Genomic DNA, 15118 nt, shown 5'->3' with positions numbered 1-15118 from the left:
TCCCGCAGCGTCGGCGGCGTCATCCGCCCCTGACGAATCAGCGCACGGAGCCTTCTGCTGCCGTGCGCCCGCGAGAACGGAGCCGCATGATGGCGCTCATCGACAACGGCGTGTACGTCCACGGACGTCGCGTGGAGACCCCGAAGAACCTGGACGAGACGTACCGGATGCTGGATGCCGCCGGGGGCATCGCCTGGATCGGGCTGTACCGGCCGAGCCCCGAGGAGGTGGCCTCGGTCGCCCGGGAGTTCGACCTGCATCCGCTCGCCGTCGAGGATGCGCTCTCCGGGCACCAGCGCTCGAAGGTGGAGCGCTACGGTGACACCCTGTTCGCTGTCCTCCGCCCCGCCCGGTACCGCGACAAGGAGGAGTCGATCGAGTTCGGCGAGCTGCACCTGTTCGTCGGTCCCGACTTCGTGGTGACCATCCGGCATGCCGAGTCGCCCAACCTCGCCGCCGTGCGCGCCCGCATGGAGGCGAACCCCGCACTGCTCGCGATGGGCCCCGAGGCCGTGCTGTACGCGATCCTCGACGAGGTCGTCGACGGGTACGAGCCGATCGTGGCGGGACTCCTCAACGACATCGACGAGATCGAGGACCAGCTCTTCGGCGACGGCGACGATGACAGCGCCCTGTCCCGGCGCATCTACGAGCTCTCCCGCGAGGTCATCAACTTCCAGCGCGCAGTGCACCCCCTGAACGGGATGCTGGAGTGGCTGCGCCGGGGGTCCGCGAAGTACCGCATCGACGAGGAGCTGCAGCGGTCCCTGCGCGACGTCCTCGACCACACGATCCGCGTGAACGAGAAGATCGACTCCTTCCGGGCCATCCTCGAGAACGCGCTGACCGTGCACTCCGCACTGGTGGCCCGCCGCCAGACCGAGGCCGGGCTCGCACAGAACGACGAGATCAAGAAGATCTCCTCGTGGGCGGCGATCATCTTCGCTCCGACGCTGGTCGGCACGGTGTACGGGATGAACTTCGAGGTGATGCCCGAGCTGCATTGGGCCTTCGGCTATCCGATGGCGATCGGGGCGATGGTCGCCTTCGCCGTCGGGCTGTTCGGGGTGTTCAAGTACAAGAAGTGGTTGTGATCCCGCAGCGGTCGTTGCTCCGGGGTCGCCCGGGATCAGGCCATCACGCCGCATCAGGCCGTTTGGCCCCGAAGCGGCCTGAACCGCGGTGATGGCCTGATTCCGCGGGATCGTCGACGACCTGAGGTCCGGCGTGACCCGCGCGGGAGCAGGATTCTCAGCGCGTCCGGGGTTCCGTCCGCGACAGGGCGTCCGCAGCCCGCACGAGCGCGAGGTGCGAGAAGGCCTGCGGGGTGTTGCCGAGCTGCCGGCCCACCACCGGGTCATACTCCTCCGACAGCATCCCCACATCGTTCGCCAATGCGCACAGTCTCCGCATGAGCGCCTGCGCCTCGGCGCGCCGTCCGGTCGTGGCGTACTGCTCAACCAGCCAGAATGAGCACGCGAGGAAGGCTCCCTCCGTCCCGGCGAGGCCGTCCACTCCCGTCGCCGTGCGATATCGCCGCACCAGCCCATCCGGCATCAGAGTCTGCTCGATGCAGGCGACCGTCGCCAGCATGCGCGGATCGTCCGGCCGACAGTAGCCCACCTGCGGAAGAAGCAGGAGCGAGGCGTCGACCTCGGTCGTCTCGTAGTGCTGCACGAAGTGGCCGTCGACGACGCCCTCACGATCGATCTCCTCGCGCATCCGGTTGCGCAGCCCGCGCCAGCGCTCGACGGGGCCGTCGAAGCCGTACTCCTCGACCGCCCGCACCGCACGGTCGAAGGCCGCCCACATCATCACCCGCGAGTGGGTGAAGTACCTCGGCTCACCGCGGATCTCCCACAAGCCCTGATCGGGGCGCTCGATCTGCTCCGAGGCGAACCGCAGCAGCTCGCGCTCCAGCGGCCAGGAGAAGCCGGACTCGTTGAGCCCGGCCGCCCGCGCGGCCGACAGCGTCACCAACACCTCGCCCACGACATCCGCCTGATACTGGTCGGCTGCGCCGTTGCCGATCCGCACCGGCACGGATCCCTCGTACCCGGGGAGGTTCGACAGCACCCGCTCCGGAAGATCCCGCTCCCCCGCCGGCCCGTACATGATCTGCAGATCGGCGGGGTCTCCGGCGACCGCCCGCAGCAGCCACTCCCGCCACTGGCCCGCGACACCGAGGAAGCCGTGAGCGCACAGCGCCTCGAGGGTGAGCGCCGCATCGCGCAGCCACACGTAGCGGTAGTCCCAGTTGCGTCGGCCTCCAATCTCCTCGGGCAGTGCCATGGTCGCCGCGGCCGCGATGCCGCCCGTCTCGTGATTGGTCAGCGCCCTCAGGATCAGCAGCGACCTGACCACCTCGTCACGGTGCGGACCGTCGTGCGCGATCCGGTCGGCCCAGTCCTGCCACCACTGCTTCGTCTCGCCCAGCTCCTTCGCCACGTCGAGAGCCGGCGGGAGGTCCAGATGGGAGGGGAACCAGGTCAGCTGGAGGTCGCGCGTCTCACCGGCGGTCACCGTCAGCTCACCTCGGTGCTGGTGGTCGATCGGCTCCAGAGCCGCACCACGCAACGCGAGGGCATCGGGACCGCCCATGGCGACCAGACACGGCGCATCGTGCGACCCGACCTGACGCACCCACGGCATCACCCTGGCGTAGTCGAAGCGGATGCTGAGCTGCTGCTCGAAGCTCATCGAGCCGCGCACCCCGACGACCCTACGGACGAGGTCGCTGCGCCGGATGGCGGCGTCGGGGTCGAAACCGATCGGCATGAAGTCGTGCACTTCGGCGACCGCGTCCGCGCTCTCCCACCGGGTCACGAGCACGAAGGTGTCTTCGTCGTATCGCCGGGTGCTCACGGCGGCGGGGTCCGTGGGGCGCAGCAGCCATCGCCCGTGGGACTCGTCTCCGAGCATGGCTGCGAACGCCGACGCGGAGTCGAGCCGCGGCAGACACAGCCAATCGATGCTTCCGGCACGGGAGACGAGCGCCGCCGTGCGGCAGTTGCTCAGCAGGGCATAGTCCTCGATGCGCACGCGCGCGTTCACGTCCACGTCCTCACCACGGGATCATCCGTGATCGATCAGATCTTCGCGGACCTCGATGCCGTCGACCTCGAGCTCCGCATCCAGCTGCACGAGGATCCGCGAATCGGGGAACTGCTTCGGCGCGAGGAAGGCGAGCAGCACCGCGTCTGCGAACACCACGACCGACGTCGCCTCGAGGTCGTCCCGCAGGTCGATCTGTTCGACGACGGGCTCATCGTCGACCGCATCGTCGATCTCGGTCGCCACCTCGTCGACCACGGACCGCCACCGGGACTCGCTGACGGACAGGATCCGTGAGATCGCGGCGATCAACGCGTCCTGGTCGATCTCGTCGTCGTGCTCGCCGTCGAACTCGGCATCGACATTGACCGTCACCACCGTGCCCGCCGCGTCGATGCTCGCCCTCCCGTACACCAGGCCGTTCTCGGCGGCCGGTTCATCGATCAGGCCGCTCTCGACGATGCGAGCGAGGAGGGTGTCGAGCGCAGAAGAGGTCATGCCCTCAGTCTTTCGCATCTGCCGCATCCGTGGGTGTCCGTCGCCCACCCAGAAGCGGGGTGAGGATCACCCCGCTCGCCGTCAGGAGCACAGCGACGACGAGCACCCCGGAGGCACCCGACCGGCCGTAGGCGATACCGGCGAGCGCGGGCCCTCCGACGGCGCCGATGTTCAGCGCCGCCGTCGCATACGCGCCGCCGAGCCTGGGCGCTCCCGACGCCTGCCCCACGATGCGGCCGATCAGCGCGGAGCCGACCGCGAACGACGCCGCACCGCAGAGCAACGCCCCGATGAAGACCACGTAGTCCACCTCGACGCCCGCTCCGAACGCGACCCAGACCACGGTCAGCGCCATGGCGGCGACAGTGATCCATGCGCGCTCGACGGGGGCCGCCCAGCGTCCGGTCGCGGCCACGCCCAGCAGCGCTCCGATCCCGAAGGCGGCCAGGAGGGCGGGGATCGCTGCCGTCTCGACGCCGGCATCCACTCCGATGACGCCGAGGAACGTGAACACTCCGAAGGTCGCGGCGTTCACGAGCACGGCGAGCACCACCGCGATGAGCACCGGACGTCGGCGGAGCTCGGCGAGCTCCGCACGCACTCCGAATCGCGGTGCCGGCGGGAGCGCACCGAGCGTGCGGTCGCGGAGCAGCGCGGTCACGGCGGGGACGCACAGCAGGACGACCGCCCAGAAGGTGGAACGCCACCCGAAGGCGTTCGCGAGCGCAGCCCCGGCGGGAACGCCGACGATCGTGGCCAGGGTGGTCCCCGCCAGGAGCACGGCGACCGCCCGCGTCGTCTGCGCCGGGGTCACGATCCCGCGGACCGTCCCCAGGGCGATCGCGAGGAAGCCGGCATTGGCGAGCGCCGCGAGCACGCGAGTGATGAACAGCAGGCGGAAGTCGGGGGCCACCGCCCCGACCACGTGCGCCACGATGAAGACCACGAGAAGGAGCACAAGTGCCCGACGCGGGCGCCATCGGCCCGCGAGCACCGCCATGACCGGGGCACCGACGACCATGCCGGCGGCGAAGGCCGAGGTCAGCAGGCCGGCGGTCGACGGCTCGACCTCCAGATCACGGGAAAGGGGGAGGAGGAGACCCGCGAGCATGAACTCGCTGGTGCCCTGGGCGAAGATCGCCAGGGCGAGGACAGGAACGAGAAAAGGCATGAGCATCCAGTCGGACGGACGCCGCCCCCGCGCGAAGGCAGCGGACGGCGAGAAGGAGAAGAGGGGTCGACGAAGATGCGGGGAGCGCACGACGTGCGCTGCACCCGCGTTCTACGGTCTTTCCGTCTCAGGGCTCACGCCTCCACCCTAGCCGGGACGACGTACGCGCCGCATTCGCGCCGATAGGCTCTATGCCGTGCCGAATGCCGAATCCGCCGCCACCGACCTCCGCCGCCTCGCCGACGCACTCGTCAGCGCCGAACCGCTGAACTGGGTGATCACGGGCGACTCGATCACGCACGGCCTGGTCCACACGCAGGGAGGACGCAGCTACCCGGAGCACCTGCACGAGATCATCCGGGGCGAGCTCGAGCGCGTGCGCGATGCCGTCGTCAACACGGCGATCAGCGGGAACCGCATCAGCGACATCCTCGACGACTGGGAGCGCCGCGTCGGGTCCTGGCGGCCCGATGTCGTGACGCTCATGATCGGCACGAACGACGCGTCGACCGGTAGCGGACGCGCCACGATCTCCCCGGAGCAGTACGCCTCGTCGCTGCACGACTTCGTCCTACGCGTGCGCGGGCTCGGTGCCGTCCCGGTGCTGCAGACGCCGCCCGCGATCGATGTCGCCAACGCCCCGGAGCGCGCGCGGATCGGCGCTTTCGCGGAAGCGGTGCGCCGGGTCGCCGCGGAGGACGATGTCATCCTCGTGGATCACTTCGCGCGCTTCGCCGGGCTCGGAGACGGCGGAGTGCCATGGGGACTGATGAACGACCCGTTCCACCCGAACGCCGCCGGTCACGCCGCGCTCGCCCTCGAGCTCACCGCCGCGCTCGGCCTTCAGCCCGCGAGTGCACGGAGCCGGGCCCTGGCGCTGCTCGAGGGTGTCGTCGCCGCCGCGCGCCTCAACGCCTAGGAATCGCGGGCTCTGACGTCGCCGCCCGGCAGCCGGTCGGCGTCGTTCAGCGCGTATCGCGTGCAGTCCGGGCATCGGGTGAGGAAGTCGTGCCTGCAGCCGATCACGTGCTCGAGGAAGCTCTCCGCGTCTTCGAGCTGTGCGCGCTGCGAGCGGATCCACCGCAACCGCTGCCTGATGACGTCGACTCGTCCGTCCTCGTCCCGATGGAGCACGTGCCTGATCTCGGGGAGGCTCATCCCGATGCTCCGGCACGCCAGCACGACGCGGAGGCGCCGGATGTGCTCCTCGGTGTAGACCCGGTGGCCCGACACCGTCCGTTCCGGAACGACCACGCCCGTGTCGTGCCAGTGCCGCAGGACGTGATCGTCCACGCCGATGCGCCGCGCGGCTTCACCGATCTTCATCGAGGCACCCGCCTCCCTCTTGACCTCAGGTCGACCTGAGGTTCTACCGTGGCCCCATGATGACACACCGGCCGCCGCTGCCCGATCAGGTCTTCGTCGACGTCGGGGGAGTGAGCGTCGCCACTCGGGTGCTCTCGCCGCCCGGCACCTCGGCGGGCGATGTGATCCTGTGCCACGGAACGCCGTGGTCGTCACTGGTCTGGGCGGATGCCGCGCGCGAGCTGAGTCGCGAGCACCGCGTGTTCCTGTGGGACATGCCGGGCTACGGCGCGTCCCAGATGGGTGCGACCGTGGCGACCGACCTGTCGACGCAGTCCGCACGTCTGGCATCCCTGGTCCGAGGCTGGGGCCTGGAGCGCCCTCATGTGGTCGCCCATGACATCGGCGGTGCCGTCGCCCTCGGGGCACACCTGCGGCACCGCATGGACTTCGCAAGCCTGTTCCTGTGGGACATCGTCACCCTCGACCCCTGGGGGTCGCCCTTCTTCCGCGTGGTGGCGCAGCATGCCGACGTGTTCTCCCGCCTCCCGGGGAACCTCCACTCTGCGCTCGTGAGGGAGTACATCGCGGGCGCCGGCCGACTCTCCGCTCCTCAGGTCGAGGCACTCGCATCGCCCTGGACCGGGCCCGTCGGCCAGGCGGCGTTCTACCGCCAGATCGCCTCGCTCGATGCCGCCGACACCCACGCCGTCGTGGAAGAACTGGGAGCCGTACGCTGCCGCACCCGCATCGGCTGGGGACGCGAAGACCCATGGATCCCGCTCGAACAGGCATACGAGCTGCAAGCCCGGCTCCCCGGCCAACCTGACGTCCTCGTACTCGACGGGGCCGGGCATCTGACGCCCTGGGAGAAGCCCGAGGCGGTCATCGATGCTCTCGGTGAGTGGCTCGAGGATTCACGCGATGCTCCGAACCAACGGGGAGCCGCTCGGAAGCCGTCCCCCTCGACAGGCTGATCGCCCCGCACACGCGGACCTGCAATCGCGATCCCCTCCGATATTTCGGAATATCCTGGAGGCGGGGACCTGGGGAGGTTGAGGTGTCGGCATTTGTCGCGCAGGGGGACGGGCATCTACCGCGAGTGTCGGCGCAGGCCATCCCTCGACCACGACTGATCGCCGCACTCGAGACCGAGACGCCCCTGACGCTCATCCGCTCCGCGTCCGGCACCGGCAAGACGACTGCTCTCGTGGAGTGGGCGTCGACCACCGTGTCCCGCGTGGCCTGGATCACCGTCTCGCCCGCCATCGCCACGAGCGCCCTCCTCGCCCGCGCGCTGCGGAAGGTCCTCGCCCGCGCGGTCCCCTCCGACAGCACCGGAGGCGACGATGACTGGGCTGCGGTGGCCGCGCTCCTGCGCGACGCAGAGGGGCCGCTGGTCGTCGTACTCGACGATGCGGCCGACGTGGACCGCGAAGGGGTGTTCGCCCTGTGCCGCATCGTCGCCGCCACCCCGCGGACACGGCTGATCGTCGCCACCAACCGCCCCAGTCCCTTCGACAGCGAGAGTCTGGATCTCGTGATCGACACGACGGTCATCCCTCCCGAAGGACTCATGTTCGACGCCGAGGAGATCTCTCGGGCGCTCGACGTGGACGACGACGACGCCATCGAGATCCGGGAGGCGACGGGAGGCTTCCCCGCGCTCATCCGCGCCCTCGTGCTCCGCGGGGGCGGAACGGACACCGCCTCGCTCCGCGCCGCGACCGCGGTGATCGAGGACTTTCTGCAGGACCGGCTCGCCGAGTGCGCGTTCGATCCGCAGGCACTCCAGAGCCTCCTGCGGATCAGCGTGACCGACTCGGTCGACCTTCCCCTGGCCGTGGCACTCACGCGCGACCCCGACATCGCGAAGGCACTCGACCAGGCCGAGATGTTCGGCTTCGGCCGCTGGACCGGCGACGGAGGCTGCACCTTCACCCTCACTCCGCTCACGCGCGGCATGCTGCGCCGTGAACTCCGCCGCACCCTTCCTGGCGAACTCGCGCACCTTCGGCGCCTCGCCGCAGAAGGTGCGGTGCGCCGCGACCTGCCGCTCGAGGGTCTGCGGCTCGCCCTCGAAGACGACGATCTGCGCCTCGCGACACACGTCACGATGGCCGGGTGGAACCGCCTGCTCCACCGTGACCGACGCGCCGTCCCCGAACTGCTCTCCGATGTGCCCGTGGCACGGCTCAAGCAGGAACCCCTCGTCGCCATGCTGCTCGGCATGTGCCTCAAGCCGAATCGACTCCGGCGTCAGCGCGGGCTCCAGCTGCTGCGCCTGGCCGTTGCTGCGGCGAACTCCCGTCGGACGACTCTCTCGGCGACGGAACGGATCTTCATCTGGGCCGCCGAGAGCGCCTCGCTGCGCGCCATCGGGCGGCCGGAGCCTGCCGCACAGGTCGCAACCCGGGCTCTGACCCTCTTCCATGAGACGCCAGAGGCGCAATGGCAGCAGTACGCACGAGACATGCCGCTGCTGTGCACGCATCTGGGCATCTCCCTGTACTACGGCGGGCAGCAGGAAGAAGCCATCCGCCTGTGGGAGCAGGCCACGGCGCTCGCGGCGGCGCACGGGAATGCAAACGCGTTCCAAGGAATCTGCCTCCTCGCGGGCGTCCACGCCCTGAACGGCGACCTGCCAGAAGCACGGCACTACTTCTCGCTGATCCGCGACGGAGAGTGGGACCCCGAGCTCCTCGACAGCTATCAGAGCACGTTCTACCGGATCGCCGGGGCGATGCTCGCTGTGGAGGACGGCGATCTCGCGACAGCGAAGCAGCACGTCCGCTTCTTCGAACCGTACCGAGCGACGAGCGAGCATTGGACAACGATGGCCGCGGTGGAAGCGTGGATCGCGCTGCACGAGGGGGATGTCGCCGCCGGACTGGAGCGCCTCGAATCGTTCGCGCGCCTCCGCGGAAGAGAGGCGAATGCGCCCCATGTGCGCCACGCACTGTCACGGCCGCGAGTGCTGCTGCACCTCGCCCTCGGCGACGTGAGCGCGGCGAAGCGCATCGTGCAGCGCGATGCCGGATCCGACCGTTTCGGTACCGTCGTGAAGCGGGCGCGTCTGGCGCTCATCGACGGCGCGGCCGCTGAGGTGATCCGACTCCTCGGCCAGACCCGGCTGCGGCCCTCCACCGCCCGCGAGCGCGCCGAAGCCGCGGCGGTGCACAGCGCCGCGCTGCGCCGGGTATCCCCGGCAGCCGCTCAGATCTCGAGCGACGCGTTGAACGCGCTGCTCGCGGACCGCGGCCTCACCACTCCGCTCGTGCTTCTGGGGGCGGACGACTTCGGTGCCGTCCGCGCCGACCTCGACCCGACCGGACGCACGAGCTTCCCCCGCCGGTCGGCGCTGCCATCCTTCGCGAACCGCCCCCGACTGACCCCGCGTGAGCAGGTCGTGCTGCGCGCGTTGACGTCCGGCGCGCCGCTGCCGACGATCGCCGACGAGTTGCGTGTGTCGCAGAACACCCTCAAGACCCAGCTCCGCAGCCTCTATCGAAAGCTCGGCGCCGGCAACCGCTCCGAGGCGTTGGAGCAGGCGGCGCGACACGGTCTCCTGGCCGACTGAGCTCCGCCGGAGGGAGACGCCGAGGGCCCCGCCCGTCGCACCGCGACAGACGGGGCCCTCCCGACGAACGTCAGGCCTGCGAGCGGCGTCGCCGCACGATCAGCAGCACGGCACCGCCGAGCAGCAGAATGATCGCGAGCGCCAGCACCCACGGTGCCAGGATCCCACCGGTGATGGCGAGAGGCGTCAGCACCGGGTTCTCGGTCGAGCTCGGCGGCGGTGTGATCGTCTCGCCACCGGGAGGAGTGGCCGTCCCCACGGCCACGTTGCGCAGCTTCGCTCCCGCCGCGTCGGCGTGGACCGCCACGGAGTACGTGATCGTGACGCTCTCCCCCTCGGCGAGGCTGCCGGTCCAGCGCAGCTCGGTCCCGTCCACCACGGGAGCGGCGACAGCGCGGTCGCCGACGACGGCGGTCGCACCGGCCCGGAGGTCGGCGTGCTGCAGCACTCCGGACAGATCATCCGTGATGACGACCTCGTCCAGCCCGGTCTCACCCGTGTTGGTGCCGACGAGACGGTAGGTGACGACGCTACCAGCGGCCACAGCCGTCCCCGACCCGGGGTCGGACGTCTTGACGAACGTGAAGCCCGGAGTGCCGACCGGGTTCTCGGTCGTCACCGGCGGCGGCGTGAGCTCCCCGCCACCGGGCGGGGTGGCGGTTCCGGCCACCGTGTTCGCGATCGTCGCGCCACCCGCGTCGCCATTGACGGTCACCGAGTACGTGATCGTGACGCGCTGGCGGACGGCGAGCGCACCCGACCAGGTGAGCTCGTCGCCGTCGATGACCGGAGCGGGCGCGGACCCGTCGATCACGGTCGCCGTGGCGTCGCCGTTGTAGACGGCGTGGGCGAGCACTCCGGCCAGGTCGTCGCTGATGTTCACGGGCGCCAGGGCCGTCTCACCGGTGTTCACGCCGGTCACCGTGTAGGTGATGACGCTGCCGGGGTCGACGCGGGTTCCCGAGGCGGGGTCGGCCGACTTGCGAAGCTCGAAGCCGGGCTCGTTGACCGGGTGCTCCGTCGTGGCCGGTGGCGTCTCGATCGGCGGCACGCCACCGGGCGGAGTCGCCGATCCCGAAGCCGAGTTCTCCAGGATCGCTCCCCCCGCGTCCGCCTGCACGGTCACGGAGTACGTGATCGTGACGGTCTCGCCGACCTGGAGGGATCCCGTCCACGCCAGGCTGTCACCGGTGACGACCGGGGCCGCCGCGGGCGTGGCGCCGATCGCGGCCGTCGCATCGCCGTTGTAGTCGGCGTGGGCAAGGACACCGGAGAGGTCGTCCGCGATCGCGACCGGGTCGAGGACGGTCTCGCCGGTGTTCACACCGGTCACGGTGTAGGTGATGACGCTACCGGGATCGACCGCTGTCCCCGCGACCGGGTCGGCGCTCTTCGAGACGGAGAATCCGGGGACGTCCACGGGGTTCCTCGTGACACCGGGGGGCGGCGTGATGACCGAGCCTCCTGGCGGCGTCGCACTCGCCGTCGCCGTGTTCTCGACCACGGATCCGACGCCGTCGGCCCCGACCGTCACGGAGTACGTGACGGTGACGGTCTGCCCGATCGCGAGCGCACCCGCCCAGCGGAGCGTCGCGCCGGTGCGCACCAGCACACCGGCCGGAAGTCCGTCGATCACGGCCTCGGCGTCGTCGTTGTACGACGCGTACGGCAGCACCTCGGACAGGTCGTCCACGATCTCGACGGGGTCGAGAGCGGTCTGACCGGTGTTGGCGGCCGTCAGCGTGTAGGTGAGCACATCGCCGGGATCGACAGCCGTGCCCGTTGCGGGGTCGACGGACTTGGCGAAGGTGAAGCCCGGCTCGTTGACCGGGTGCTCCGTGGTCGACGGCGGCGGAGTGATCGGCGTGCCCGGCGTCGTGGGGCTGTCCGGATCACTCGGGTCGGAAGGAATGAGCGGAGTCACCGTGCCTGTGACGGTGTTGGCGATCGTCTCACCGCCCGCTGCCGGGTCGACCGTCACCGAGTAGGTGATCACGACGTCCTGTCCCGGACGCAGCACGCCGCTCCACGCGAGGGACTCGCCGTCGACGCTCACGTCGCCGCGGGAGGCCGCGGCATCGTCGTTGTAGGAGGCATGCGCGAGCACACCGCTCAGGTCGTCGGAGATCACCGCGGGGTCGAGCACGGTGTCGCCCGTGTTCGTGCCCGTGACGGTGTAGGTGATGACGCTGCCGGGGTCGACACGCGTTCCGGTCTCCGGGTCGGCCGACTTGGTCAGCGTGAAGCCGGGGGTGGCGACCGGGTGCTCCGTCGTCGACGGCGGCGTCGTCACCGGGGTGCCGGGCGTGGTGGGGCTGTCCGGGTCGGTCGGGTCCGTCGGGATGAGGGGGGTCCCCTCGCCCGTGACGGTGTTGCGCAGCAGCACGCCGGTCGCGTCGGCGTCGACCGTCACGGTGTAGGTGATCTCGACACGGTCATCCGGATCGAGGGCTCCGGTCCAGGTCAGTGTGGTTCCGGTGACCTCGACCGTGCCGGTCGAGGCGGTCGCGTCGCCGCCGTACCGCGCGTGGGCGAGCACTGCCGAGAGGTCGTCGACGATGGACGCGGGATCGAGCGTCGTGTTGCCCGTGTTGACGCCGGAGATCGTGTACGTGATGGTGTCACCCGCGCGCACGGCGGTGCCCGAGGTCGGGTCGGCCGACTTCGACACCTCGAAGCCGGTGTCGACGACAGGGTGGTTCGTCTCCGCGTCCGGCGGGACGATGGGGGTTCCCGGAGTGGTCGGGCCATCGGGGTCGGACGGGTCCACCGGGATCCGCGGCGTGGCCGTGCCGCTGGCGACGTTGTTCAGCAGCGCCGCATCGACGCCCGCGTCGACCGTCACGGAGTATCGGATGGTGACGGACTCGCCGCGGGGCACATCGCCCGTCCAGGTCAGCGTGTCGCCGGCGACGCTCACCGTGCCGCGGTCGGCGGTGACGTCGTCGTTGTACCCGGCGTCGCCGAGAACACCCGACAGGTCGTCGACGATCCGGGCCGGGTCGAGGTCGGTGTCGCCGGTGTTGGTGCCGGTGATCGTGTAGGTGATGGTGTCACCGGCCGCGACGGCCGTGCCCGATGCGGGGTCGGCGGACTTGCTGATCGTGAAGCCCGAACCGATGACCGGGTGCTCGGTGGTGACCGTCGGCGGGACGATCGGCTCACCCGGCACCTGCGGCCCGTCGGGGTCGCCCGGGTTCGGGGTGGTCGGAGTCGCCGTGCCGCTGACGGTGTTCTTCAGGATCTCACCCGACGTGTCGGCCTCCACGGTCACGGAATACGTGATCGTCACGGTCTCTCCGGGCTGGAGAGCCCCGGTCCAGGCGAGGTCGTCGCCCGTGATGGTCGCCGCGCCCGTCGTGACGGGCACACCGTCGAACGCGGTGGCGACGTCGGAGTTGTAGGCCGCGTGCGCGAGCACGGCGGACAGGTCGTCCGAGATCGAGGCGGGGTTCAGCACAGTGGCACCGGTGTTGGTCCCGGTCACGGTGTATTCGATGGTCTGGCCCGGCTCCACGACGGTACCGTCGGCGGGGTCGGCGCTCTTGGCGACGGTGTATCCCGCCACGGGGTTCTCGGTCGTGACGGCAGGGGGATCGATCGGGGGCAGCCCGCCGGGCGGGGTGCCGGAGGCGGTGACGCTGTTGGCGATCCGCTCTCCTTCGACACCGTCGTCGACGATCACCGAGTAGGTGGCGGTGAGCACCTGACCGGGCTCGAGCGCACCGGTCCAGGCGAGTTCGTCACCGGTGACCGTGGCGGCCCCGGACGCGACGATGACTCCGTCGATCTTGGTGACGACATCACCCTGGTACTCGGCGTGTGCGAGCACTCCGGAGAGATCGTCGGTCACCTGGACGGGGTCGAGGAGCGTGTTGCCCGTGTTCTCCGCCTCGACGGTGTACGTGAGGCGCTGACCGGCGTGCACCGCGACGCCGTCGGCCGGGTCGGAGGTCTTGCGCAGCGCGAGGTCGGGGGCCAGACGCACGTTCGTGAACGTGCACGTGACGTCGGTGCCGAGCGGGCCGGCGGGCTGCGTCACCTCACCCGACGAGGTCACCGCCACTGGCGAGGTGGTCCCGTCGGAGTTCACCTGCACGCAGTCCAGTGACTCGGCGTAGCGGGTGCGGTCGGTCGTGCCGGCTGCGGACTCGGACAGCTGGAAGGTGTCGCCCTGGTTGGTGAAGACCGGTCCCGCGTAGTCGGGCTGCAGTCCCGTGCTCTCGCCGCTCGTCGTGGCGTTCGTCTGCGCGACCTGGTATCCGGCAGGCGACTGCACGCGCAGGGCGAACTGGTCGGTGGCTGCGTGGCGCCCCTCGGGGAGGTCCTTCTTCAGCGTGAGGGTGTTCGGGAAGGTGCAGCTGGCCATGTCGGTCGGCCCGAAGGTTCCGATCGAGGTGGTGTTGACGGTCTCTCCGCGAGGAAGGTCGACCTCGATGATGCGGTTTCCGCCACCGGAGACCGAGACGAAGATGTGACCGAGGTTTCCGAAGGCGATGCCGTTGCCCTGCACCCCGGCGCCCATGTTGTGGACCTGCTTGGCGTCGATGGTCGCGGTACTCGGGGTGAGTGAGGTGGGAAGGTCGGACGAGTAGATGATGTTGTCGGCCACGAGCACGAGCTGGCCCGAGGCGCTGAAGGCCATGTCGCCGTTGGCGCCGAACGCGGTGCTGCCGGTGGTCGGGCGGAGGGTGCCGACCTGCACATAGGCCTGCGGCGTGACGCTCTCGTTCCAGGCGTAGAGGTTGATGGCGCCGTTGACGGTTCCGCTGGCGAAGTAGTAGACACCGGTCACGGGGTGGACAGCACCACGGAGCACGGAGGAGTTGAGCGTGAACGTCGTGCGGGTCGTGACGTCGGTGACCCGGTCGTGCTTGGCCAGCGTCTTGGTGCCGGCGGCGTTGGTGACCGTGTAGGCGTATCGACCGCTGGAGGAGATGCCGAGAGCGTTGTTGGAGTGGTCGGTGCCGAGGGTCTCGCCGCCGAGCGTGCCGCCGTTGCCCGGGGTGCCGCCCTGCTCGTTCACGATGAACTCGCGCACCTCGGTCGCGCTCTGCACGTACACGGCGCCCGGCGTGCAGAGGAAGGGGTCGGCCGCGAGCGCGGGAGCTGCTGTCAGCGTGCCTCCGATGAAGACCATGGAGGAGGCGACCAGCGCGGTGCTGACGGCGCCTCCGATCAGCTTCTTCGCTCGGCCCCGCCAGCGGCCGCGCCGCTCAGACGAAAGGCCATCGGATGCGTAGTCCTTGCGGGCAACACGAAACCCCATGACAGTCTCCCCGTTCATCGCTCCCCCGTCGCGCGTTCGCGCACGGAAACCCCCGCCCCCTCAGGCGACTGCCGAGCACCATTCAGGCATGGCGAACTCGGCTCGGGCCACCTGTCAGACTGCCCGGGCTCCACCCCCCGCTCCGGCAGACCCCGGAGAATTCACCCCTCCTTTTCACCCCCTCCTCCCCTCCCCGCGCCGTATCGGAGAGCTTTCTGGTATTCGGTGTTGCTAAGTACCG

Annotated in this window: 9 protein-coding genes; 4 read left to right on the top strand and 5 right to left on the bottom strand. The window is 70.1% G+C overall.

Annotation, left to right across the window (positions count from 1 at the left end):
• The first annotated feature begins 89 nt into the window (after window positions 1-89).
• A complete protein-coding gene (locus LC041_RS13085) occupies window positions 90-1094 on the top strand; it encodes a magnesium and cobalt transport protein CorA (RefSeq protein ID WP_226533834.1) in 1005 nt (334 codons plus the stop codon).
• 157 nt (window positions 1095-1251) lie between these two features.
• Here the strand turns inward: LC041_RS13085 and LC041_RS13080 are convergent, their stop codons facing one another.
• Genes LC041_RS13080 through LC041_RS13070 form a run of 3 tightly spaced genes read right to left on the bottom strand, consistent with a single transcriptional unit; the run spans window position 1252 to window position 4723 of the window.
• Window positions 1252-3054 (bottom strand): glycoside hydrolase family 15 protein, encoded by a 1803-nt coding sequence (locus tag LC041_RS13080; protein WP_226533525.1) that lies wholly within the window; start codon window positions 3052-3054, stop codon window positions 1252-1254.
• 21 nt (window positions 3055-3075) lie between these two features.
• Window positions 3076-3552 carry a cytochrome C5 gene (locus tag LC041_RS13075; RefSeq protein ID WP_226533524.1) on the bottom strand — a complete coding sequence of 159 codons (477 nt, stop codon included), beginning with the start codon at window positions 3550-3552 and terminating at the stop codon, window positions 3076-3078.
• Window positions 3553-3556: 4 nt separating this feature from the next.
• Window positions 3557-4723, bottom strand: coding sequence for an MFS transporter (locus tag LC041_RS13070; protein WP_226533523.1), 1167 nt, complete (start codon window positions 4721-4723; stop codon window positions 3557-3559).
• A gap of 196 nt (window positions 4724-4919) precedes the next feature.
• Here LC041_RS13070 and LC041_RS13065 point away from each other — a divergent pair, with 196 nt between their 5' ends.
• Window positions 4920-5642, top strand: a complete 723-nt coding sequence (locus LC041_RS13065) for an SGNH/GDSL hydrolase family protein (RefSeq protein WP_226533522.1) — start codon at window positions 4920-4922, stop codon at window positions 5640-5642.
• On the opposite strand, the gene LC041_RS13060 is transcribed toward LC041_RS13065, so the two are convergent.
• Complete coding sequence (locus LC041_RS13060; protein WP_226533521.1) at window positions 5639-6049, bottom strand: helix-turn-helix domain-containing protein; 411 nt, start codon at window positions 6047-6049, stop codon at window positions 5639-5641. The genes LC041_RS13065 and LC041_RS13060 overlap by 4 nt on opposite strands.
• 56 nt (window positions 6050-6105) lie before the next feature.
• On the opposite strand from LC041_RS13060, the gene LC041_RS13055 reads away from it, so the two are divergent.
• On the top strand, window positions 6106-7005 hold the full coding sequence (locus LC041_RS13055; RefSeq protein ID WP_226533520.1) for an alpha/beta fold hydrolase: 900 nt from the start codon (window positions 6106-6108) through the stop codon (window positions 7003-7005).
• 83 nt (window positions 7006-7088) lie between these two features.
• Window positions 7089-9608: a LuxR C-terminal-related transcriptional regulator gene (locus tag LC041_RS13050; protein WP_226533519.1), complete on the top strand. Its 2520-nt coding sequence runs from the start codon at window positions 7089-7091 to the stop codon at window positions 9606-9608.
• A gap of 70 nt (window positions 9609-9678) precedes the next feature.
• Here LC041_RS13050 and LC041_RS13045 read toward each other — a convergent pair whose 3' ends face one another.
• Complete coding sequence (locus tag LC041_RS13045; protein ID WP_226533518.1) at window positions 9679-14877, bottom strand: beta strand repeat-containing protein; 5199 nt, start codon at window positions 14875-14877, stop codon at window positions 9679-9681.
• Window positions 14878-15118 lie beyond the last annotated feature (241 nt).

It is taken from the genome of Microbacterium paraoxydans (assembly GCF_020524545.1).
GTDB lineage: Bacteria > Actinomycetota > Actinomycetes > Actinomycetales > Microbacteriaceae > Microbacterium > Microbacterium paraoxydans_C.
This window is presented reverse-complemented; position numbering and strand designations above follow the sequence as displayed.